This window comes from Novosphingobium sp. JCM 18896, assembly GCF_025938095.1.
Lineage (GTDB): Bacteria > Pseudomonadota > Alphaproteobacteria > Sphingomonadales > Sphingomonadaceae > Novosphingobium.
The window spans coordinates 585,342-605,261 of the sequence record NZ_JAPCZF010000001.1 but is presented as its reverse complement, the minus strand read 5'-3'; the positions used below and the strand labels follow the sequence as shown (position 1 = coordinate 605,261).

Genomic DNA, 19,920 nt, shown 5'->3' with positions numbered 1-19,920 from the left:
CGCTTTGCAACGCCGTCGCTCCATGCCCTTTCGCATATGCGTCAAAGTGCTAGGAGGCTGGGCTTGTGACCGCATCGCCGCGGGGCAGCGGAGCCGTGATGCATTTCGACGACCGTCTCGATACCGTGCTGCGCAGCCCTGCCGGCAGCGAGACGATCGCGCGCGTCCAGTTCCGCCAGCTGATCGACCTGCTCGGCAGCCTGCCCGACACCGCCCAGAGCCCGCGCGTCGACGCCGCCTATCTGCGGCTGGGCGAGCTCGACGCGGCGATTCCGGCGCGCGAACGTGCCGCCATCCTGCGCGAGCCCGTTTTGCGCCTGCGCGCATCGCGCCTGATCGCCCAGCTCGCGGTCGCCGAGCCCGAGGTCGCCGCCGCGACGATGGCGCGCGCCGAGCTCGACGAAGACCAGTGGCTCGACCTGATCCCCGCCCTCCCCGTCGGCGCGCGCGGCTTCGTCCGCCACCGCCGCGGCCTGCCACCGCGGGTGGTCGATCTGCTCGCCCGGCTCGGCGTCGCCGACCGCGGCCTGCCCCCGGCCCCGTTCGATGCCCCGTTCGAGGCCGGGGTCGAACCCGAAGTCGAACCCGAACCCGCAAGAATCGCCCCGCTGAGCCTGGTCGAACCGAGTGAGGCCCCGCCGCAGATCGACGAGATCGGCGCGATCGTCCGGCGCATCGAGGCCTTCCGCAAAACGCGCCCGATCGCCGACGACGAAGCCCCGGCCGCCGACGCCGCGCTGCGCCACCTGCCCGCTTTCGATTTCGCCACCGATTCCGAAGGCCGCATCGTCTGGGCCGAGGCCGGCGTAGCCCCCGCCGTGGTCGGCCTGCGGATCGCCGCGCGCGATCCCGAGAGCCCGGCGCAGAGCTCGCCCGGCCTGCTCGCCGCCTTCCGCCATCGCCAACCGATCGCCCGCGCGACGATCCGCATCGAAGGCGCCCCGGCGATCGCCGGGCTCTGGCGGATCGACGCCGCGCCGCGCTTCGACCAGCCCGGCGGCCGCTTCGCCGGCTATGTCGGCCGCATGCGCCGCCCGACCGACGGCAACACCGCGCCAGCGGGCGACGGCGAGGCCGATCGCATGCGCCAGATCCTGCACGAGCTGCGCACGCCGGTGAACGCGATCCAGGGCTTCGCCGAGGTCATCCAGCAGCAGCTGTTCGGCCCCACGCCGCACGAATACCGCGCGCTCGCCGCCACCGTCGCGAGCGATGGCGCGCGCATGCTCGCGGGCTTCGAGGAACTCGAACGACTGGTCAAGCTCGACAGCGGCGCCATGGCGCTCGAGCCCGGCGCCAGCGATCTGTTGCCGGTGCTGGCGGCGACGATCGCGCAACTCGAAGGGTTCAACGCGCCGCGCCACAGCGGCCTCGAGCTCGAATGCGAGGATGCCGCCCTGCCCGTCGCGCTGGCACCGATCGAGGCGCAGCGACTGGTCTGGCGCCTGCTCGCCACCCTGGCCGGCACGACCTCGCCCGGCGAAGTTCTGCGGCTGCGCGCCCGCATGCGCGGCGATCGCCTGCGCCTGACCCTGCGCCTGCCCGCGAGCCTGGCCTTCAGCGACGGCGACGCGCTGTTCGACGCCGGCGCCGGCGGCCAACCGCAGGCGCTCGCCGCGGGCATGTTCGGCACGGGCTTCGCGCTGCGGCTGGCGGCGGCCGAGGCCAAGTCGGCCGGCGGCGCGCTCGAACGGCGGCAGGACAAGCTACGCCTGACCCTGCCGGCCGCGACGCTCACCCCCGTCCCCGACCGAACCGAACTGGATGCGAATGTTCGGTAATCTTTTGTGTCTATAGGGCATTCCATCGTTCCGAGCGCGCATCGGGGTCCGAACCCGCGCGTTACGCCGATGGAGAGTCCGGTTCTTGGTTTGCAGCGTCAGCCCTGAAGTCAACATCGTCGAGCCGCCGCGCCAGCCGGACTTCGTGCACCTGCCCGAAGGCGCGCCGCGCTTCCTCGTGACGATCGACACCGAAGAGGAATTCGACTGGAGCCGCCCGCCGCGCCGCGAAGGCCACGGCCTCGAGACGATCGGCCAGTTCGGCCGCTTCCAGGAATTCTGCAACGGTTTCGGGGTGGTCCCGGTCTTCCTGATCGACCACCCGATCGCCACCGCGCCGGAAACCGCGGCCGTGCTCGGCCCCGCGCTCGCCGAGGGCAAGGCCGAGGTCGGCATTCACCTGCACCCTTGGGTCAATCCGCCCTTTGTCGAGGAGGTCAGTGATTTCAACAGCTTCGCTGGCAATCTTCCCTTCGAGATCGAGCGCGAGAAGTTCCTCGGCCTGCACGCCACGATCAAGGCCAACCTCGGCGTCGCACCGCTGATCTACCGCGCCGGCCGCTATGGCGTCGGCCCGAACAGCGCGGCGATCCTGCGCGAGGCCGGGGTCGTCATCGATACCTCGGTGCGCAGCCTTTACGAATATACTGCGATCGGCGGCCCCGATTTCCGCCGGCACCCGCGCCGCGCCTATTGGCTCGATCGCGCGCGGAGCCTGATCGAGGCGCCGGTGACCGCGGCCTTCACCGGGCACCTGCAGGCCTGGGGCCAGACACTCTATCCGCTGCTCGGCCGCGTGCCGCGCCTGCTCGGCGCCATGGCGCGCATCGGCCTGCTCGAACGCATCCCGCTGAGCCCCGAGGGCACGACGGTCGACGAAGGCATCCGCGCGATCGACGCCGCGCTCGCCGACGACCAGCACCTGTTGATCTTCTCGTTCCACAGCCCCTCGCTGGCGCCGGGCCACACCCCCTACGTGCGCGACACCGCCGATCTCGAGGCGTTCTACGACTGGTGGCGCGCGATATTCGCCCATCTCGCGCGCCGCGGCGTCGCGCCGACCACGGTGCAGGACCTCACGCGTTCGCTGGCGCTTGCCTAGCGCGCATCACCCGGCTAACGCCCGCGCATCCGGCACCGCCCTCGCGGGTGATGGCGGGCACGGCGTTGGGGCCTGTAGCTCAGCGGTTAGAGCTGGCCGCTCATAACGGCTAGGTCGCGGGTTCGAATCCTGCCGGGCCCACCACGTCGGATATGGTCAGGCCGACCACGTGTCGGGGAGTAGCGCAGCCTGGTAGCGCATCTGGTTTGGGACCAGAGGGTCGCAGGTTCGAATCCTGTCTCCCCGACCATTTTCTTTTCTGTAGGCATGCCTGCGACCGACAGGCTCACATCAGCCCAGCGATTAAAGTTTGTATTGAGAATGTGACGGGACACACCGCTGCTAGCTAGGAGTGACCGCATTGGAACCCATTCTCGAGCAAATACGCGCTACATACGATAGTGGTATCTGGTATCCGGTTGTGTCGTCCATGCTGATGCTCCCTGACGCATGCGGCGCCGCCGAGTTCTGGGGACAAGAGAAAAAGCCACGTCAGCGCTACATTGAATGGTACGATAAGTGGGTAGCGCCACATTTCTCGCCCGCGAATGTGAAATTCGACGGCTCAGTCGTTTACATCATTCGGAACGCCTTGATGCATGAAGCCACGGGCTTCACGCGCGGAACGCATGGCTTCGACAGAGTCTTGTTCACTCCACCCAATCAACATGGCGTCGTCCTAGAGTTTTTTCTTTCCCAAACCCAGAACGAGACTGCATTTCAGGTGACCATACTTGGCATGTTAAACGCCATAGAGAATGGCGTTCGAAACTGGCTGACGGAAATTCGCGCCGATGACGAGAAACGACGTGAGAATGCTGTAGCCAAGTTGTTGCAATATCGACCCGATGGCCAGCCACCCCACATAATCGGCATCCCGGTTGTATCTTGACCAGTATGCAGCCCGCGGCGCGGATTATCGGCTCTTAACGCCCTCATCAGCGGACGCGGTCGCTCACGTCACCCGATAGACATCCCCGCTCCCGGCATCGCGGTACAGGTCCACGCGCTCACCGTTCCAGTGATAGTCGAGGTGCCGCGCCTGCATGGGCAGGGTGACGCGATCGGGATGGAACAGGCCAGCGCATTCGCCCTCGGGATTGCGCTGGCTCGGATAGACCACCCCCTCCGAGCCATCCGCGCGCAGCCGTGCGCCGAGCGGCTGCGACGCGGCATAGCTGTCGGGCGCCAGGATCTCGGCCCAGGCATCGTTCTTTCCGCGCAGGTCGTGCAGCGGTGCTTCGACGTCGAGCACCAGTTCGCGGAACTGCGAGGTCCAGCCCGGCGTCTCGCGCGTGCGCGCCATGAACAGCGCGTGGTGGTGGATCGTCTCGAACAGCGCGGTCTCGAACTCGCGCGCCACGTAGAGCGCACCGAAACTGCCGTCGTGAAAGCGACCGGCGCGCTCGGGGCTCGCATGGGTGAAGGCGGCCATGACGTAGCTTGCGCCCGGCCCGGCCACCCGACGCGCCGGCGGGACGAGATCGAGCTGACCGATCGTCTCCATCAGCCGGGGGTTGGTCTTCTGCTCGGCCGCGAGCAGCAGCGGCCAGTCGGCCGGATCGGCGATGTCGTCGAACAGGTCGATCGGCGGATAGAGGCTGCGGATGATGCGGCGCGCGCCACGCCATTCCACCTGCGTGATCGGAATCGATGTCGGCGGAATCGATGTTGGATCGATCACCACCCGCCGCGCTCGGCGTCGAGGTAGCGGCGCACACGCATCAGGTCGGTGAGTTCGCCGCCCGTCATCACCTCGAGCGCCGAGCGCCCGCCGAAGGCCTGGTTGGCCGCCTTGATCCAGGCATAGCCGCGCGCCGGCTCGCGGAAGATCAGGCGCAGCGCCTTGTGGATCCCCATCAGGTTGGACAGCCGCGCCTTGCCGTCGCGGCCGATGCGCCCGAGCGCTCCGGCCTTCCAGCGCGCATAGGTTCGCGGCGCGAGATCGAGGATAACCGCAGCCTGATCCTCGCTCACGCCCCAGAGCCGGAACAGGTTGAGCACCGCGCGAAACATCGCCGCGGCCTCGGCATCGCTGATCGGTTCGGGCACGAAAGGCCGCGGTTCGGTTTCGACCTTCAAGAGCTGAACCATGCGCACCTCCATGCCATATGGCAGTCTATAGTTATTTTACTGCCATTTTGCAATTAACCATCAAGTCTTCGTCAATTGAAACCCCGGGTCCCGGCGATTACCCAAGCCGCGTTTGTGGAGGAGAAGCGTTATATGTCCCATCGCCGCTGGATAGGTTTCGCCGCGGCGCTGTGCGGCACCGCGCTCGCATTGCCGAGCGCGCAGGCGCGGCCGGCGCCCCGCCCGAACGTGCTCGTCATCGTCGCCGACGATCTCGGCTTTTCCGATCTCGGCGCGTTCGGCGGCGAGATCGCGACGCCGAACCTCGATGCCCTGGCGCTGTCGGGGCTGCGCCTGGCGAACTTCCACACCGAAGCCGCCTGCGCGCCGACGCGCGCGATGCTGCTGACCGGCAGCGACAGCCATCGCGTCGGCCTGGGCAACATGCCCGAATCGATGGCGCCGAACCAGGCCGGGCGGCGTGGCTACGAGGGCCATCTGCGCGCCGACACCGCGACCCTGGCCGAGCGGCTGGCCGCCGGCGGCTATCGCACGCTGTTCTCGGGCAAGTGGCACCTCGGCACGGCACCCGATCAGGATCCCCACGCGCGCGGGTTCCAGCACAGCTTCGCCATGCTCAACTGCTGCCACGACCATTTCGGCGCGGGGCTTTCGACCGATCGCAGCAAGATGTTCGGCTATACCCGCGACGGCGAGACGGTGACGAGCCTGCCCGCGGACTTCTATTCGTCGGACTTCTTCGCCGGCCAACTGATCGACCAGCTCCGCGCGACCCGTGGCGACGACAAGGCGCGCCAGCCGTTCTTCGCCTATCTGGCCTTCACCGCGCCGCACGCGCCGCTGCAGGCGCCGGCCGCGACGATCGCCAAGTATCGCGGCCGTTACGACGCGGGCTACGACGTGCTGCGCCAGCAAAGGCTCGCGAGTCAGGCCAAGCTCGGCCTGCTCGATCCCGCGGTGCAGCCGCACCGGCCCGTCGATACCGTGCCATGGGACTCGCTCTCGCCCGAAGAGCGCCAGACCTCGAGCCGCAAGATGGAGATCTATGCGGCGATGGTCGAGGAACTCGACAAGGCCGTCGGCCGCGTGGTCGCCGAGCTCAAGGCCCAAGGCGAGTTCGAGCGCACGACGATCGTCTTCCTCTCGGACAACGGCGCCGAGGCGCGCGACCCGGCGCCGCGGCCGGGTACCCCCGCCCCGCCGCTCGCGGCGCTCGGCGGCCCGAAGACCTACGTCAACTACGGCGCGGGCTGGGCCCAGGCGGCGACGGCGCCGTCCTGGCGGTTCAAGAGCTTCGCCACGCAGGGCGGCATTCACGCCCCGGCCTTCGTCGCGGGGCCGGCGGTCCGCCGCCCGGGCACGATCGCGCGTGCCTATGCCAATGTCCGCGACGTCGTGCCGACCTTGCTCGACCTTGCCGGCGTCACCGTCACCCCCGGCCGCTTCGCCGGGCGCGAGGTGCAGGCGATCGACGGGCTGAGCTGGCGCGGGCTGCTGGCCCGCAACGCGACGGTCTATCCGCCCGACCGGGCGGTGGGCACCGAACTGTTCGGCTCGCGCTCGCTGCGGCAAGGCGACTGGAAGATCACCGACATCGGCGACGGCATCTGGCACCTGTTCGACCTGGCGCACGATCCCGGCGAGACGCGCGATCTTTCGGCCGCCGAGCCGGCGCGCAAGGCCGCGCTGATCGCGGCCTGGGATCGCTATGCGCAGGACGTCGGCGTGGTCATGCCCGATCCGCCGTTCCACCCGAACCCACCGCGCGACCACGACTGAGCGCCGCACGAAGCCATCACTCGCCGTTGCCATGCGGTGTCGCAGCGCGATGGGCTGATCAATCGCTTGTTTCCAAGCCGCGCCTTTCGGGTGATAAGCCTGTCCGAAATAGCGAACGAATCGTCACAAATGACGAACGGAGAGGGATCGGATGGAACGTAGCTTCGGCATCGGCTGGCGACAGGTCTTCGCGTCGATGGTGGTCATGTCGTGTTCGGGCATGATCGCGCCGACCTACGGCATCATCGCCGTCCATCTCGGCCAGGAGTTCGGCTCGACCCGCATGGTGCTGATGCTGGCGATCACCGTCATGTCGATCGCCACGGGCATTCTCTCGCCGATCGTCGGCAACCTGATGGACCGGTCCTCGCTGCGGCGGATCATGGCGGTCGGCGTGTTCAGCATGATCATCGGCTTCGTCGCGCTGTCCTTCGTCACCTCGTTCACCGCCGTGCTCGTGGTCTACGGCCTGTTCATGGCCGCGACCCAGGCGATGGCCGGGCCGATCTCGGGCACCGTCCTGCTGACGCGCTGGTTCGACAAGCGCCGCGGCCTGGCGCTGGGCATCGCCGTCTCGGGCATCGGCGCGGGCGGCATGATCTTCCCGCTGGTGATCCAGGGCCTGTTCGACCAGTTCGCCTGGCGCGAGGCGCTGCGCGTGCTGGCGCTGGTGCTCGCCTGCGTCACGGTTCCGGCCTTGGCCTTCATCATCAACCGCCCCGAAGACCGCGGCCTCCACGCCGACGGCGCCGAGACGCCGCCCGCGACGGCCGGCGGCGGTGCGGCCGCCTCGCTTTCGGCGCGCGAGATCGTCTCCGATCCGGCCTTCTGGCTGCTGGCGCTGGTCGTCACCGTCGTGCTCGCGGGCATGATGGGTTCGGTCACCAACATCGTGCCGATGGCGCGCGACCTCGGCATCGAGGCCAATGCCGCGGCCGTAGTCGTCTCGCTCTATGCGGGCATGGCCTTCCTCGCCAAGCTGACCTTCGGCGCGCTGGCCGACCGGATCAACTCGCGCGTGCTGATGCTCGGCGCGCTCGGCTCCTTCGCCGCGGGCATGGCGGCGCTGGCCATGGCCGCGACCGGCTTCGGCGGCTATGGCCTGATCCTGCTCGGCGCGGCGATGGTCGGCCTCGGCGGCGTGATCGTGCCGCTGCAGAGCTTCGTCGCACCGCGCATCTTCGGCGCCAGCGTGGTCGGCAAGGCGGTGGGCCTGCTCGGCCTGGTCTCGCTGATCGGCCTGCTGCTGACCCCGCCGATCTTCGGCTTCGTGTTCGACCGCACCGGCTCCTATGCGCCGATCTTCTGGGCCTTCTCGGTGCTCGCGGTCGGCGCCATGTTGGTCGTGCCGCGGATCCGCCTGCATCCGCGCGATATCGTACCCGCGACATCGCACGGACCGGCCGATGCGGAGCCCGTCCCCGCCCCCTGACGCGTTGCCCCCTTCCCGGGCCTGTGCCAGACACGGCGCCTGAAATTTCCGGGAAGGATCGGTCATGCGCGAACATCTGCAGCAGTTCATCGGCGGCCACTGGGTCGATAGCCAGGGCGGCACGCGCCACGAAGTGATCAACCCGGCGACCGAGGAGCCCTGCACGGTCATCACCTTGGGCACCGCGGCCGACGTCGACGCCGCGGTCAAGGCCGCGCGCGCCGCCTTCCCCGCCTTCGCCGCGACCAGCGTCGCCGAGCGCCTGGCGCTGATCGACCGCGTGATCGAGGTCTACAAGTCGCGGCTCGGTGAGGTTGCCCAGGCGATCAGCGAAGAGATGGGCGCACCGATCTCCTTCGCCACGGCCGCCCAGGCGCCGACCGGCATCGGCCACCTCAAGTCCGCGCGCAACGCGCTCGAAGGCTTCGAGTGGGAAGAGGAGATGCGCGGCGCGCGCGTGGTGCACGAGGCGATCGGCGTCGTCGGCATGATCACGCCGTGGAACTGGCCGATCAACCAGATCGTCGCCAAGGTCGCCCCCTGCCTCGCCGCGGGCAACACCATGGTGCTCAAGCCCAGCGAGGAATGCCCGACCAACGCGGTGATCTTCGCCGAGATCCTGGCCGAGGCCGGCGTCCCCGCGGGCGTGTTCAACCTCGTCAACGGCGACGGGCCCGGCGTCGGCGCGGCGATCGCGTCGCATTCCGACATCGACATGGTCTCGTTCACCGGCTCGACCCGCGCCGGCGTGGCCGTCGCCCAGGCCGCCGCGCCGACGGTCAAGCGCGTGCACCAGGAACTCGGCGGCAAGGGCCCCAACCTCGTCCTGCCGAACGCCGACATCGACGCGCACCTCGGCAAGATGCTCTCGGGCGTGGTCGGCAATTCGGGCCAGACCTGCATCGCCCCGACCCGCGTCATCGTCTCGCAGGGCCAGAAGCAGGCGGTCGAGAGCTTTGCCAAGGCCATGTTCGAGGCGACCCCGGTCGGCGATCCGGCGCAGGAAGGCGGCCACATCGGCCCCGTCGTCAACAAGAGCCAGTTCGACAAGATCCAGGCGCTGATCCAGTCGGCGATCGACGAGGGCGCGACCCTGCTCGCCGGCGGCACCGGCATGCCCGACAGCGTCAACCGCGGCTACTACGTCCGTCCGACCGTGTTCGGCGACGTAACCCCCGACATGCGCATCTTCCGCGAGGAGACCTTCGGCCCGGTCGCGACGATCAGCACCTACGAGACGCTCGACGAGGGCATCGCGCTGGCGAACGACACCGAATACGGCCTCTCGGCCGCGATCACCGGCGACGAGGAACTGGCCAAGGGCGTGGCGCGCAGGCTGCGCGCCGGCCTCGTCGGGGTCAACGCCTGGGGCCCCGTGCCCGACGCTCCGTTCGGCGGCTACAAGCGCTCGGGCAACGGCCGCGAGGCCGGCGCCTGGGGCCTGCGCGACTTCCTCGAGGTGAAGTCGATCGTCGGCGGGTAAGGAGTCAGGTTTCCAGCTGACGCTGGAGGCGGCACCGGCCCCCTAGGAACTTTGGCGCCCCCACCCGGCCTCCCATAGGGTACTATCGTAGGGAGGCCGGGTGGGGGCGTGGGCCGGTGCCGCAAGGCGGGGACGAATGTCCCCGCCGCACCCTCACATTACGCCGTAAATTCCAGGATCTCGGGCGCCAGATTCTGCCACGAGATGAACAGCGAGTGTCCCTTGCCCGAGGCGGTCTCGGCCGCCTGGTAGTTCCATTCGTCGTCGCGCCACGGCGGATTGCGGAACTCGCTCTGCGGGATCAGGCGGTGCACCCATTCGCTGGTCGTGCGCGTGTGCGACAGATCGCTGTCGTGACTGCGATAGACCAGGGTCGGCATCGTCAGCCGCGCGAAGTCGACCGGCTTCATCCCCGGCACCGGCGTGATGTCGCTGGGCACGTAGGCCGAGGCCCACTTCTGCATCACCGCGATGAACTGGCGCGGATCCTGGCTGCGGATGAATTCCTTGGCCGTCGGGCTCATCGCGAAGTTCTCGGCCCAGGAGGTCGCGTTCATCACCGCTTCCATGCCGCCGACCGAGGCCATCGATGCCGCCTCGCCCGCGTAATAGGTGGCGAGCTGCATCAGCCCGATCGGCTCGCCGCTGATCCACCACAGCGCGAGGTGCGAGCACATGTCGGGATCGCGCGCCGCCGCCAGCATCGACACGCGGCTGCCGCCCGAACCGCCGATGATCGCCGTCGGCCCGAGGTCGAGATGCCGGATCAGGCCCGACAGCGCCTCGGCCTGCATCTCGCTCTCGCTCGCGCCGAGCAGGCAGGCGTCGGACTTGCCGCAATTCGGCCGGTCATAGATCACCGCGCGGCGGCCGCCCTCGGCCAGCTTGAGCGCGAAGTCGCGGATCCCCGGCGTATCCATGTGAAAGCGCCCGCCCGGCGTCAGGATGACGGCCTGGGCACCCTCGGGCCCGTGGACCTCGTACTCGATTCCCAGGCCATTGATTGTCGCGCGTGGCATTTGATTCTCTCCCGTGATGGCTGATTTGCGCGGCACCTTCGACCGACCAAGCAAGCGCTGCAAGGGGGAAAAGAAGCGAATACCATCTTCGCTTTCCTACAGGATCATGTTCATGACATGTTCCCCGGCCCTTTCCGATCCGAGAGCCCTGCGATGATCGACAAGTCCCGCGACCCTGCCCATACCGCGGCCGACCAGACCGCAGCCGGCAAGGCCAAGCGCCTGGCGCTCCTCAGCGACTTCGCCCCTGTCCCGCGCCACTACGACCGCCACGACGGCTGGACACCCGAACGCCAGCGCGGCTTCATCGCGGCGCTCGCCGATACCGGCAGCGTCAAGGCCGCCGCCCACGCGGTCAACATGGCCCCCGAAGGCGCCTACCATTTGCGCCGCCATCCCCAGGCGCACGAGTTCCGGAAGGCCTGGGAAGTCGCGCTCGCGCTCGGCGTCCAGCGGCTCGAGGACGTCGCGATGGACCGCGCGCTGAACGGCGTCGAGGTGCCCGTCTATTCCTACGGCAAGCTCGTCGGCACGCGCCGCAAGTACAACGACCGCCTGCTGATGTTCCTCCTGCGCACCCGCGCCAAGAAGCGCTTCGGCGAGGACGGCCGCATGAACCTGGCCGACCGCGCGACGCTCGCCAATCTCAAGCGCCAGTGGCGCAAGCAGTGGGACCAGGAACGCGCGCTGGCGGAGGCCGAACGCACCCGGCAGAGCTACGCCAGCATCCACGAAAAGCTCACAGACTGGGACCAGCGCCGCACCCGCGAAATCGCCCGCGCCCTACGCACCGAATGGCTACGCCTCGGCGGCCCGCCAGCACTGCCCGACGACGAGGATCTGGACGAGGACGAGGAGGCGGAGTTCGAGGATGAGGACGTAGAGGAAAGCGCGGGTTGCGACGCCGAGACTCCGCGCGAGCCTAGCGAGGCGGACGGGATTCGCACGGTTTCGCTCAAGCACGGCTGGCCCGATGACGGACGGGCTACGCCTTTTCGGGGACGGTAGAGGGAAGTGAGGAATGAGGGGGCCATCACCCCCTCGCCCCCTTACTTTGCCTTTGCCTCCAACTCCGCGATACGAGCCTCGAGGAGCGGCGCCAACTTGTAGATATCGGTCAGGTCCGCAATGAGATTGCGGGTCTCGGTCTGCCCTTCAAACGTACCAACATATTTGGTCGTTATTCCGTTGAAATGCAGGCGAACCAAAGTGCGGCGATTGTTGTCATCCAGCAGCACGGCACAATACGATTTCGCGTCCCGCATGATGACACGCTTGGGGTCGACCAGCTTGGAAGCGATGGCCTGAACGATACGAAACCCGTTTATCTCTTCATCGGTCGTGATCACCTCATCGACAGGCAGGACAGGTTCGTCGTCCAGGTCTGGAACTGTAGAGGCGTTCAGCGCAGAGGTGAGACGATCGTTCACATGATCGCGCACAATCGCGGAAAAGGCATTGGCAATGAGCCGCGTGAAGGTGTCCTTCACTTGCGCCGTCACTTGCCCCGCATAAACGCGCTTGGCGATCAGCCGCGCGAACTCTTCTGATGCGGCTGCCATCTCTGTCTCGAGCTCTTTGCGCACCAGCGATTCAAGCTTGAGGTTCGATGCCTCTCGAACGATCGCATCGATGTCGAAACCGGCCTTGGTAAAGGCTTCCAATGTGCGAATATCGGACTTTCTCACGGCATCGAGATTGAGGGTGAAGAAAGGCTGGGCGTCCATCTTATTCGGCTGATCAACGTCGGAGAAGAACTTGTAGATCACGCCGTTGGTGAGGATCGCCAGCCTTGCATCCGTAACGCTGAAATAGCGGAAAAGCTGCGATGCGTGGTTGATCGTCAAGTCGCTCGTCGATGGCTTGCATTCGATCAGGATCGATGGCTTTCCATCGATGCAAATCGCGTAGTCTACTTTCTCACCCTTTTTGGTACCGACGTCCGCCGTATACTCTGGCACCACCTCCGATGGATTGAAAACATCATATCCCAAGAGATTGATAAAAGGCATCACGAGCGCCGTCTTGGCGGCCTGCTCGGTAAGCAGAACCTCTCGATGCTGCTGCGTTTTGGTTGCCAGTTCCGTAAGCCGCGCCGCCAGATCCATACAAATTCCCCCGTATTGCCCTTATCAGAAGCTCTCATTGAATTGAGGATCGAGCAACAGGGGGATTACTCCGAACTGGCAGAAGCAAGTTGTCGCCGATCAACGGCGATATGAAACATCGCCTGACAAAACCTTCCCGTCACCCCGGGCTTGACCCGGGGCCCCGCTTCTCTTCAACTTTACGCATGGACAGGGAGCGACGCGGCGGCTGGGTGTATATCATGGCCGATCGCTATCGGGGCACGATCTACGTGGGCGTCACGGCGGACCTGCCGCGGCGGATAGTCCAGCATCGCGAAGGAACCGGCTCGGACTTCTGCGCCCGCTACGGATTGCGGCGACTGGTCTGGGCGGAGCGCGGCGAGACCATCGAAGATTGCATCGCCCACGAAAAGCGGGTCAAGCGATGGCGGCGCGCCTGGAAGTTCGCGCTAATCGAGCGCGGCAATCCCGATTGGAACGATCTCTACGATTTTCTTATTTGACGGTCCGTGCCGGCCAGAACAAGCCCCGCCGATGCCCATCAGTCCGTCACCCCGGACTTGATCCGGGGTCCCGCTATTGGTTCCAGCACATCGCTTGCCGCACGAAGCGGGACCCCGGGTCAAGCCCGGGGTGACGGGAGTACGATTTTGGGAATGGGAGCGCGAGGGCGATGGCCCTCGCATTCACTCCCGCTTCCCCCGCGCTACCGCTTCCAAGCTACCCTTCGACAAGCTCAGGGTGAGCGGAGTTCGGGTCACTCTTCCCCCATCCGCAGCGCCGCGATGAAGGCCTCCTGCGGGATCTGCACGTTGCCGTACTCGCGCATCCGGGCCTTGCCCTTCTTCTGCTTCTCGAGGAGCTTCTTCTTGCGGGTGATGTCGCCGCCGTAGCACTTGGCGGTCACGTCCTTGCGCATCGCGGCGATGGTCTCGCGGGCGATGACCTTGCCGCCGATCGCGGCCTGGATCGGGATCTTGAACAAGTGCCGCGGGATCAGGTCCTTGAGGCGTTCGCACATGTGGCGGCCGCGCTCCTCGGCGACGCCGCGGTGGACGATCATCGAGAGGGCGTCGACCGGCTCGTTGTTGACGAGGATCGACATCTTGACGAGGTCGCCCTCGCGCAGGCCGATCTGCTCGTAGTCGAAGCTGGCATAGCCGCGGCTGATCGACTTGAGGCGGTCGTAGAAGTCGAACACGACCTCGTTGAGCGGCAGTTCGTAGGAGATCTGCGCGCGGCCGCCGACATAGGTCAGGCCGGTCTGGATGCCGCGGCGGTCCTGGCAGAACTTGAGGATCGAGCCGAGGTATTCGTCGGGGGTGTAGATCGTCGCCTTGATCCACGGCTCGTCGATCTGCTCGATCCGGCTGGGATCGGGATAGTCGGCGGGGTTGTGGAGGTAGATCTCCTTGGCGTCCTCGGTCTTCGATTTGCGCAGCTGGATGCGATAGACCACCGAGGGCGCGGTGGTGATCAGGTCCAGGTCGTATTCGCGGGTCAGGCGCTCCTGGATGATCTCGAGGTGGAGCAGGCCGAGGAAGCCCGCGCGGAAGCCGAAGCCCAGTGCGGCCGAGCTTTCCATCTCGAACGAGAACGAGGCGTCGTTGAGGCGCAGCTTGGCGATGGACTCGCGCAGCTTCTCGAAGTCGGCGGCGTCGACCGGGAACAGGCCGCAGAACACCACGGGCTGGACTTCCTTGAAGCCCGGCAGCGCCTCGGTGGCGCCGCCCTTCACCGTGGTGATCGTGTCGCCGACCTTGGCCTGGGCGACTTCCTTGATCTGCGCGGTGATGAAGCCGATCTCGCCGGCCGCGAGTTCGCTGAGCTGTTCGAGCTTCGGCGTGAAGCAGCCGACGCGGTCGATCAGGTGCTCGGTGCCGCCGGCCATGAACTTGACCTGGAGGCCCTTCTTGATGACGCCGTCGATGACGCGCACGAGGATGACGACGCCGAGGTAGGGGTCGTACCACGAGTCCACCAGCATGGCCTTGAGCGGCGCCTTGTCGTCGCCCTGCGGCGGCGGGATCTTGGCGACGATGGCCTCGAGGATCTCCTCGATACCGATGCCCGACTTGGCGCTGGCGAGCACGGCCTCGGAGGCGTCGATGCCGATCACCTCCTCGATCTCGTGGCGCACCTTCTCGGGTTCGGCCGCGGGCAGGTCGATCTTGTTGATGACGGGGACGATCTCGTGGTCGTGCTCGATCGACTGGTAGACATTCGCGAGCGTCTGGGCTTCGACGCCCTGCGCGGCGTCGACGACGAGCAGCGCGCCTTCGCAGGCGGCGAGGCTGCGGCTGACCTCGTAGGCGAAGTCGACGTGGCCGGGCGTGTCCATGAGGTTGAGCTCATAGGTCTCGCCGTTCTGGGCCTTGTAGTTCAGACGCACGGTCTGGGCCTTGATGGTGATCCCGCGCTCTTTCTCGATGTCCATGTTATCAAGGACTTGAGCCGACATCTCGCGCTCGGACAGGCCGCCGGTGAACTGGATCAGGCGATCGGCCAGGGTCGACTTGCCATGGTCGATATGCGCGATGATGCTGAAGTTGCGGATCTTGGAACGCTCGGTCATCCCGCGCCCTTAGCGTTAGAGCAGCGAACTGTCAGCCCCCGCCCCAGCGATAGAATGCGTGCAACCTTCGACATGCAGGTATCCATGAGCTACCCGCTTCGCCAGTTCTGATTCGTCCAGAAACCGGGAGGTTTGCATGAAGATCGACAATACCATCGCCGCCGTCGTCACCGGCGGTGCCTCGGGCCTCGGCCGCGCCAGCGCGCAGGCCCTCGCCGACGCCGGCGTCAAGGTCGCCATCTTCGACATCAGCGAGGAAGCCGGCGAAGCCTTCGCCAAGGAAATCGGCGGCGTGTTCTGCAACGTCAACATCATGGACGAAGCCAGCGTCGAGGCCGGCTTCGCCAAGGCCCGCGCGGCCCACGGCCAGGAGCGCGTCGTCGTGCACTGCGCGGTCGTCGCCGGCGGCGGCAAGACCGTCTCGTTCGACAAGACCACGGGCGGCTACAAGCGCACCGCGACCGAGCAGATCGCCAAGTCGGCCGAAGGCATTTTCACCGCCTCGTACCGCGTCGCCTCGATCGCCGCGCTGGGCATGGCCGGCGCAGAACCGCTCAACGACGACGGCGAGCGCGGCACGATCATCTTCACCTCGTCGGCGGCTTCGCAGGACGGTCAGATCGGCCAGGTCGCCTATGGCGGCGGCAAGGGCGCGGTCAACGCCATGGTCCTGCCGATGGCGCGCGACCTGATGGACCTCGGTATTCGCGTCAACGCGATCCTGCCCGGCACTTTCGCGACGCCGCCGATGCTGCGCGTCAAGGAAATGAACGAGGCGGTGTTCGACGGCCTGGGCAAGGCCGTGCCCTTCCCCAAGCGCCTCGGCAAGCCCGAGGAATTCGCCTCGCTGGTGATGGAGCTGACGCGCAACACCTACTTCAACGGCCAGCTGATCCGCCTCGACGGCGCGATCCGCATGCCCCCGAAGTAAGCGCGGGCGACATCGCAAAACGATCGAGGGGCCGCGCGCAAGCACGGCCCCTTTTTCGTATCAGGTTATCGAGAAGCCGCCGTCGACGCAGATCGTCTGGTTGGTGACGAAGCGCGCCATCGGCGTCGCGAAGTAGAGCACGGCCGAGCCGATGTCGCGCGGCTCGCACATGCCCAGCGGCGGGCGGCGATTACCCGGGCCGATCGGCGGCGGGCCCTCGGCGCCGATCGCGCCGGGCGTACCGACGCCGCCAGGGAGGACGGTGTTGACGGTGATGCCATGCTCGGCGAGCTCCATTGCCGCGGCTTGGGTCAGCGCCGCCATGGCGCCCTTCGAGGCGAGGTAGGCCGAGAGCCCCTGGACCATCTGGCCGATCAGTCCCGAGCTGGCGACGTTGATCACGCGGCCGCCCTGCCCCGCGGCGACCATCGCCTTGGCCAGTTCGCGGATCATCAGGAAGGCGCCGCGCGCGTTGACCGCATTGTTGCGGTCCCAATGCCTGACGCTGCCTTCGAGCAGCAGCTCGCGATGCTGCAGCCCGGCATTGTTGACCAAGATCCACGGCGCACCGTGGCGTTCGATCACTTCGGCACAGGCGGCGATCACCGAAGCCTCGTCGGCGAGATCGACCGCGATCGCGGCGGCCTTGTGGCCTGCCGCCTGCAGCGCGTCGGCCTGGGCCGCGGCGCACGCGGCGTTGATGTCGGCGATGACGACCGTCGCGCCGGCCTCGGCCAGCAGTTCGGCGATACCGACGCCGATGCCGCTGGCCCCACCGGTGACCAGCGCAACCTTACCCGAAAGATCGAATGCCTCAGCCATTCCCCACCATGTCCTTCATTTCCTGGGCCGCCTTGCCGGTCTCCTCGCGCGGCCGGATGGCGTGGGCGCGAACCAGATCGCCGCGGTTGTCGGCGACCGACAGCATCCGCGCCCTTTCGGCATTGCCCGGCGTGCTGACGATCCACAAGGGCCCGTTGGCGATGTTTTCGAGCCCTTCGCGCGCGACGGTCGCGGGCGGTTCGGCCATGTCGATCGGCATGCCCAGGCGCGCCATGGCCGGGGTGGCGGTGAAGCCGATGTTGAGGTGGAGCACGTCGACGCCGAAGGGTTGGCACTCGGCCCAGAGCGCTTCGGTGAAGATGCGGCTGAAGGCCTTGGCAGCGGTATAGGCCGCCAGGGTCGGCGAGCCGAGATAGCCGCCGAGCGAGCCCGTCAGGATGATCCCGCCGCGCTCGCGCGCCATCATCGGCGCGCCGTAGTGCCGCGCGAAATCGGTCTGGCCGAGGACGTTGATCGCGATCACCGAGTCCGGCACCTCGCGCGGCAGTTCGAGGAAGTTGCCGCGCGTGTTGTTGGCCCCGGCGTTGTAGACCAGCAGGCCGATCTCGACGTCGTCGGTCACCGTGCGCACCTGGTCGAGCACGCCGGGCTTGCTGAGATCGGCCGAGACCACGCGCACCTCGGCGCCGCTGCTGCGCAGTTCGGTCGCCAGGTCTTCGAGCGGCTCGGGCTTGCGCGCGACTAGCACGAGCTTGAAGCCGTCGGCCGCGAGTTGTCGCGCGAATTCGGCGCCCACGCCTTCGGAGCCCCCGATGATCAAGGCCCAGGGGCCATACTTCGCCAGATCCATGATGTTCGTCCTCTCTCCGATCCCCGCCCGGTCACTGCCGTTTGCGGGTTCCCGGCTCAGTCCTTTGCCACGGGCAGCCATACCGCGCTGGCCGCGTCGCCGCCGTGGAAGATCGTCTGAGTCGCCTTGGCATAGTCGCCGGGCTTGGCGTCGAAGACAACGGGAACCCAGGTCTGAGGATTGCGCTCGTAGACAGGAAAGAGACTCGATTGCACCTGCACCATGATCCGGTGACCGGGCTGGAAGACGTGGTCGACGTTGGGCAGCGACCACTGGAAGGTATAGGGCTTGCCCGGCTCGAGCGGTGCCGGGTTCGAGAAGCCGCCGACGAAGCGCCCGCGGAAGATCTCGATGCCGATCGGCAGCTGATAGCCGGCCATGTCCGCCTGGCGCGTATATTCGCGCGGATAGACATCGATCAGCTTGACCACCCAGTCGCTGTCGCGCCCGCTGGTGGCGGCGTGAAGCTCCACGCGTGGCGCGCCCTTGATGTGCAGCGGCTTGTCGAGCACCTGCGTGGTATAGCTGAGCACGTCGGGCCGGCCGTCGGCGAAGCGCTGGTCCTGGACCAGCCAGGTCTTCCAGTCGTCACCGTCGAGGAACACCGGGCGCGGACGCATCGGCACGGGCTTGGCCGGGTCGGAGACGTAGTCGTCCGAACCCGCCGCGCCGGGCTTGGCGAAGGACAGGCCGAACCCCGATGACAGATAGAGCGGCTGCTCGGCGCCATCGGGCCAGCGCTGCGACACCTCCCAGCGATCGGCGCCCGTGGCATAGGTGACGACCGGCGGCGTGTCACAAGGCGGCGCATTGGTCTTGAGGTGGCAGTCGAGGAAGGGCTTCATCCAACGCTTGCGGAACTGCAGCGCGGTATCGCCCTCGAACTTGAGCGCGCCGAGGCTCGAACCGTCGTAGTTGACGCCCGAATGGCGCCAGGGGCCGATCGCCAGGTGCACCAAGCTGTTGTCGGGATCCTGCGGCTTGAGCGCCTTGTAGACCGCGGGCGCGCCATAGGAATCCTCCTGGTCCCACTGCCCGACGACGAGCATCACCGGCACGGTCAGCTTGCGTGCCGCCAGCAGTTTGTCGAGCGCCTGGCCCTGCCAGTAGTCGTCGTAGTTCGGATGCTCGAGCACCTTGCGCACCGAGGGCAGGTCCTGAAGCCCCCACTTCGTCGCGAGTTCACGCGTCGATCCGGTCTCGAGATAGGTCTCGTATTCGTCGACCATGTTACCCACGGGCATGGGTCCACCGCCGCGCGTCGCGGTCTGCGCGAGCAGGTAGTCGAAGCCCAGCGGGCGAAAGGCGCCGTTGTGGAACCAGTCGTCGCCGATCCAGCCATCGACCATCGGGCTCTGCGGCACCACCGCCTTGAGCGCGGGATGCGGATCGACCAGCGCCATCAGCGCGGTAAAGCCGAGATAGGACGAGCCGATCATGCCGACCTTGCCGTTGCTCTCGGGCAGGTTCTTCACCAGCCAGGCGATCGTGTCGAAGGCGTCGGTCGAGTGGTCGACGCGCGACTTGTTGAGCGGCCCGCGCAAAGGCCGCGCCATGACGTATTCGCCCTCCGACCGGTCCATGCCGCGCACGTCCTGGTAGACGCGGATGTAGCCATCGTCGACGAATTCGGCATCGGCGATCGGCAGCACTTCGGTGATCGTCTGGCTGCGGTTGCGCATGGTCGTGGCGCCCGCGTTGTAGGGCGTGCGGCTCAGCAGGATCGGTGCGTCGCGCGTGCCCTTGCGATAGACGATGACGGTGAACAGCTGCGTGCCGTCGCGCATCGGCACCATGACCTCGCGCCGGACGAAGTCGGCCTGCGGGCGCACCCAGTCATAGGTGCCGATCTTGTCGTTGCGGATCGGATCGGTCGCGATTGCTGCAGCATTCGTGGTGTTATTGTGCGCAGCAAAGACCGGCGAAGCGGCGGCGGAAATCGCGAGGAGTAGCCCGGCGAGTCTGTTGCGAAAGTTCACAATGCCAAGGCTTAAGCCACGC

Annotated in this window: 17 protein-coding genes and 2 tRNA genes; 11 read left to right on the top strand and 8 right to left on the bottom strand. The window is 67.0% G+C overall.

Going from position 1 to position 19,920, the window contains the following annotated elements:
- The first annotated feature begins 98 nt into the window (after positions 1 to 98).
- From OLX23_RS02940 to OLX23_RS02920, 5 genes are all read left to right on the top strand, one after another.
- Positions 99 to 1,781 carry a histidine kinase dimerization/phospho-acceptor domain-containing protein gene (locus OLX23_RS02940; RefSeq protein ID WP_264442912.1) on the top strand — a complete coding sequence of 561 codons (1,683 nt, stop codon included), beginning with the start codon at positions 99 to 101 and terminating at the stop codon, positions 1,779 to 1,781.
- Between the two features lie 85 nt (positions 1,782 to 1,866).
- Positions 1,867 to 2,883 (top strand): polysaccharide deacetylase family protein, encoded by a 1,017-nt coding sequence (locus OLX23_RS02935; RefSeq protein ID WP_264442910.1) that lies wholly within the window; start codon positions 1,867 to 1,869, stop codon positions 2,881 to 2,883.
- Between the two features lie 68 nt (positions 2,884 to 2,951).
- Positions 2,952 to 3,027, top strand: a tRNA-Ile gene (locus OLX23_RS02930).
- Between the two features lie 29 nt (positions 3,028 to 3,056).
- Positions 3,057 to 3,133, top strand: a tRNA-Pro gene (locus OLX23_RS02925).
- A gap of 111 nt (positions 3,134 to 3,244) precedes the next feature.
- Entirely contained in the window at positions 3,245 to 3,775 is a 531-nt protein-coding gene (locus tag OLX23_RS02920) for a hypothetical protein (RefSeq protein ID WP_264442909.1), read from the top strand.
- Positions 3,776 to 3,838: 63 nt separating this feature from the next.
- Here the strand turns inward: OLX23_RS02920 and OLX23_RS02915 are convergent, their stop codons facing one another.
- Together OLX23_RS02915 and OLX23_RS02910 are read right to left on the bottom strand one after the other, a co-directional pair.
- A complete protein-coding gene (locus tag OLX23_RS02915; protein WP_264442906.1) occupies positions 3,839 to 4,519 on the bottom strand; it encodes an RES family NAD+ phosphorylase in 681 nt (226 codons plus the stop codon).
- Positions 4,520 to 4,563: 44 nt separating this feature from the next.
- A complete protein-coding gene (locus tag OLX23_RS02910; RefSeq protein ID WP_264442905.1) occupies positions 4,564 to 4,977 on the bottom strand; it encodes an MbcA/ParS/Xre antitoxin family protein in 414 nt (137 codons plus the stop codon).
- Positions 4,978 to 5,109: 132 nt separating this feature from the next.
- On the opposite strand from OLX23_RS02910, the gene OLX23_RS02905 reads away from it, so the two are divergent.
- From OLX23_RS02905 to OLX23_RS02895, 3 genes are all read left to right on the top strand, one after another.
- Complete coding sequence (locus OLX23_RS02905; RefSeq protein WP_264442904.1) at positions 5,110 to 6,756, top strand: arylsulfatase; 1,647 nt, start codon at positions 5,110 to 5,112, stop codon at positions 6,754 to 6,756.
- Positions 6,757 to 6,907: 151 nt separating this feature from the next.
- Positions 6,908 to 8,188 (top strand): MFS transporter, encoded by a 1,281-nt coding sequence (locus tag OLX23_RS02900; RefSeq protein ID WP_264442902.1) that lies wholly within the window; start codon positions 6,908 to 6,910, stop codon positions 8,186 to 8,188.
- Positions 8,189 to 8,252: 64 nt separating this feature from the next.
- A complete protein-coding gene (locus OLX23_RS02895; RefSeq protein ID WP_264442899.1) occupies positions 8,253 to 9,671 on the top strand; it encodes an aldehyde dehydrogenase family protein in 1,419 nt (472 codons plus the stop codon).
- Between the two features lie 158 nt (positions 9,672 to 9,829).
- Here OLX23_RS02895 and OLX23_RS02890 read toward each other — a convergent pair whose 3' ends face one another.
- The gene (locus OLX23_RS02890) at positions 9,830 to 10,690 is read right to left on the bottom strand and encodes an alpha/beta fold hydrolase (RefSeq protein WP_264442898.1); all 861 of its coding nucleotides are present in this window, start codon (positions 10,688 to 10,690) and stop codon (positions 9,830 to 9,832) included.
- A 153-nt stretch (positions 10,691 to 10,843) separates the two neighbouring features.
- On the opposite strand from OLX23_RS02890, the gene OLX23_RS02885 reads away from it, so the two are divergent.
- A complete protein-coding gene (locus tag OLX23_RS02885) occupies positions 10,844 to 11,698 on the top strand; it encodes a hypothetical protein (protein ID WP_264442897.1) in 855 nt (284 codons plus the stop codon).
- A gap of 41 nt (positions 11,699 to 11,739) precedes the next feature.
- Here OLX23_RS02885 and OLX23_RS02880 read toward each other — a convergent pair whose 3' ends face one another.
- Positions 11,740 to 12,798, bottom strand: coding sequence for a type I restriction endonuclease (locus OLX23_RS02880; RefSeq protein ID WP_264442895.1), 1,059 nt, complete (start codon positions 12,796 to 12,798; stop codon positions 11,740 to 11,742).
- A gap of 185 nt (positions 12,799 to 12,983) precedes the next feature.
- Here OLX23_RS02880 and OLX23_RS02875 point away from each other — a divergent pair, with 185 nt between their 5' ends.
- Entirely contained in the window at positions 12,984 to 13,283 is a 300-nt protein-coding gene (locus OLX23_RS02875) for a GIY-YIG nuclease family protein (protein WP_264443723.1), read from the top strand.
- 254 nt (positions 13,284 to 13,537) lie between these two features.
- Here the strand turns inward: OLX23_RS02875 and lepA are convergent, their stop codons facing one another.
- Positions 13,538 to 15,355, bottom strand: a complete 1,818-nt coding sequence (gene lepA, locus OLX23_RS02870) for a translation elongation factor 4 (protein WP_264442894.1) — start codon at positions 15,353 to 15,355, stop codon at positions 13,538 to 13,540.
- A gap of 136 nt (positions 15,356 to 15,491) precedes the next feature.
- Between lepA and OLX23_RS02865 the strand changes: the two genes are divergently transcribed.
- Positions 15,492 to 16,286: an SDR family oxidoreductase gene (locus OLX23_RS02865; protein ID WP_264442893.1), complete on the top strand. Its 795-nt coding sequence runs from the start codon at positions 15,492 to 15,494 to the stop codon at positions 16,284 to 16,286.
- Positions 16,287 to 16,346: 60 nt separating this feature from the next.
- Here the strand turns inward: OLX23_RS02865 and OLX23_RS02860 are convergent, their stop codons facing one another.
- From OLX23_RS02860 to OLX23_RS02850, 3 genes are read right to left on the bottom strand one after another with little or no spacing between them, the layout of a single operon-like run.
- Positions 16,347 to 17,108 (bottom strand): SDR family NAD(P)-dependent oxidoreductase, encoded by a 762-nt coding sequence (locus OLX23_RS02860; protein WP_264442892.1) that lies wholly within the window; start codon positions 17,106 to 17,108, stop codon positions 16,347 to 16,349.
- Positions 17,101 to 17,919 carry an SDR family NAD(P)-dependent oxidoreductase gene (locus OLX23_RS02855; protein ID WP_264442890.1) on the bottom strand — a complete coding sequence of 273 codons (819 nt, stop codon included), beginning with the start codon at positions 17,917 to 17,919 and terminating at the stop codon, positions 17,101 to 17,103. The genes OLX23_RS02860 and OLX23_RS02855 overlap by 8 nt, the downstream gene beginning before the upstream one ends.
- A 56-nt stretch (positions 17,920 to 17,975) precedes the next feature.
- Positions 17,976 to 19,898: a CocE/NonD family hydrolase gene (locus tag OLX23_RS02850; RefSeq protein ID WP_413629772.1), complete on the bottom strand. Its 1,923-nt coding sequence runs from the start codon at positions 19,896 to 19,898 to the stop codon at positions 17,976 to 17,978.
- Positions 19,899 to 19,920: the final 22 nt, after the last annotated feature.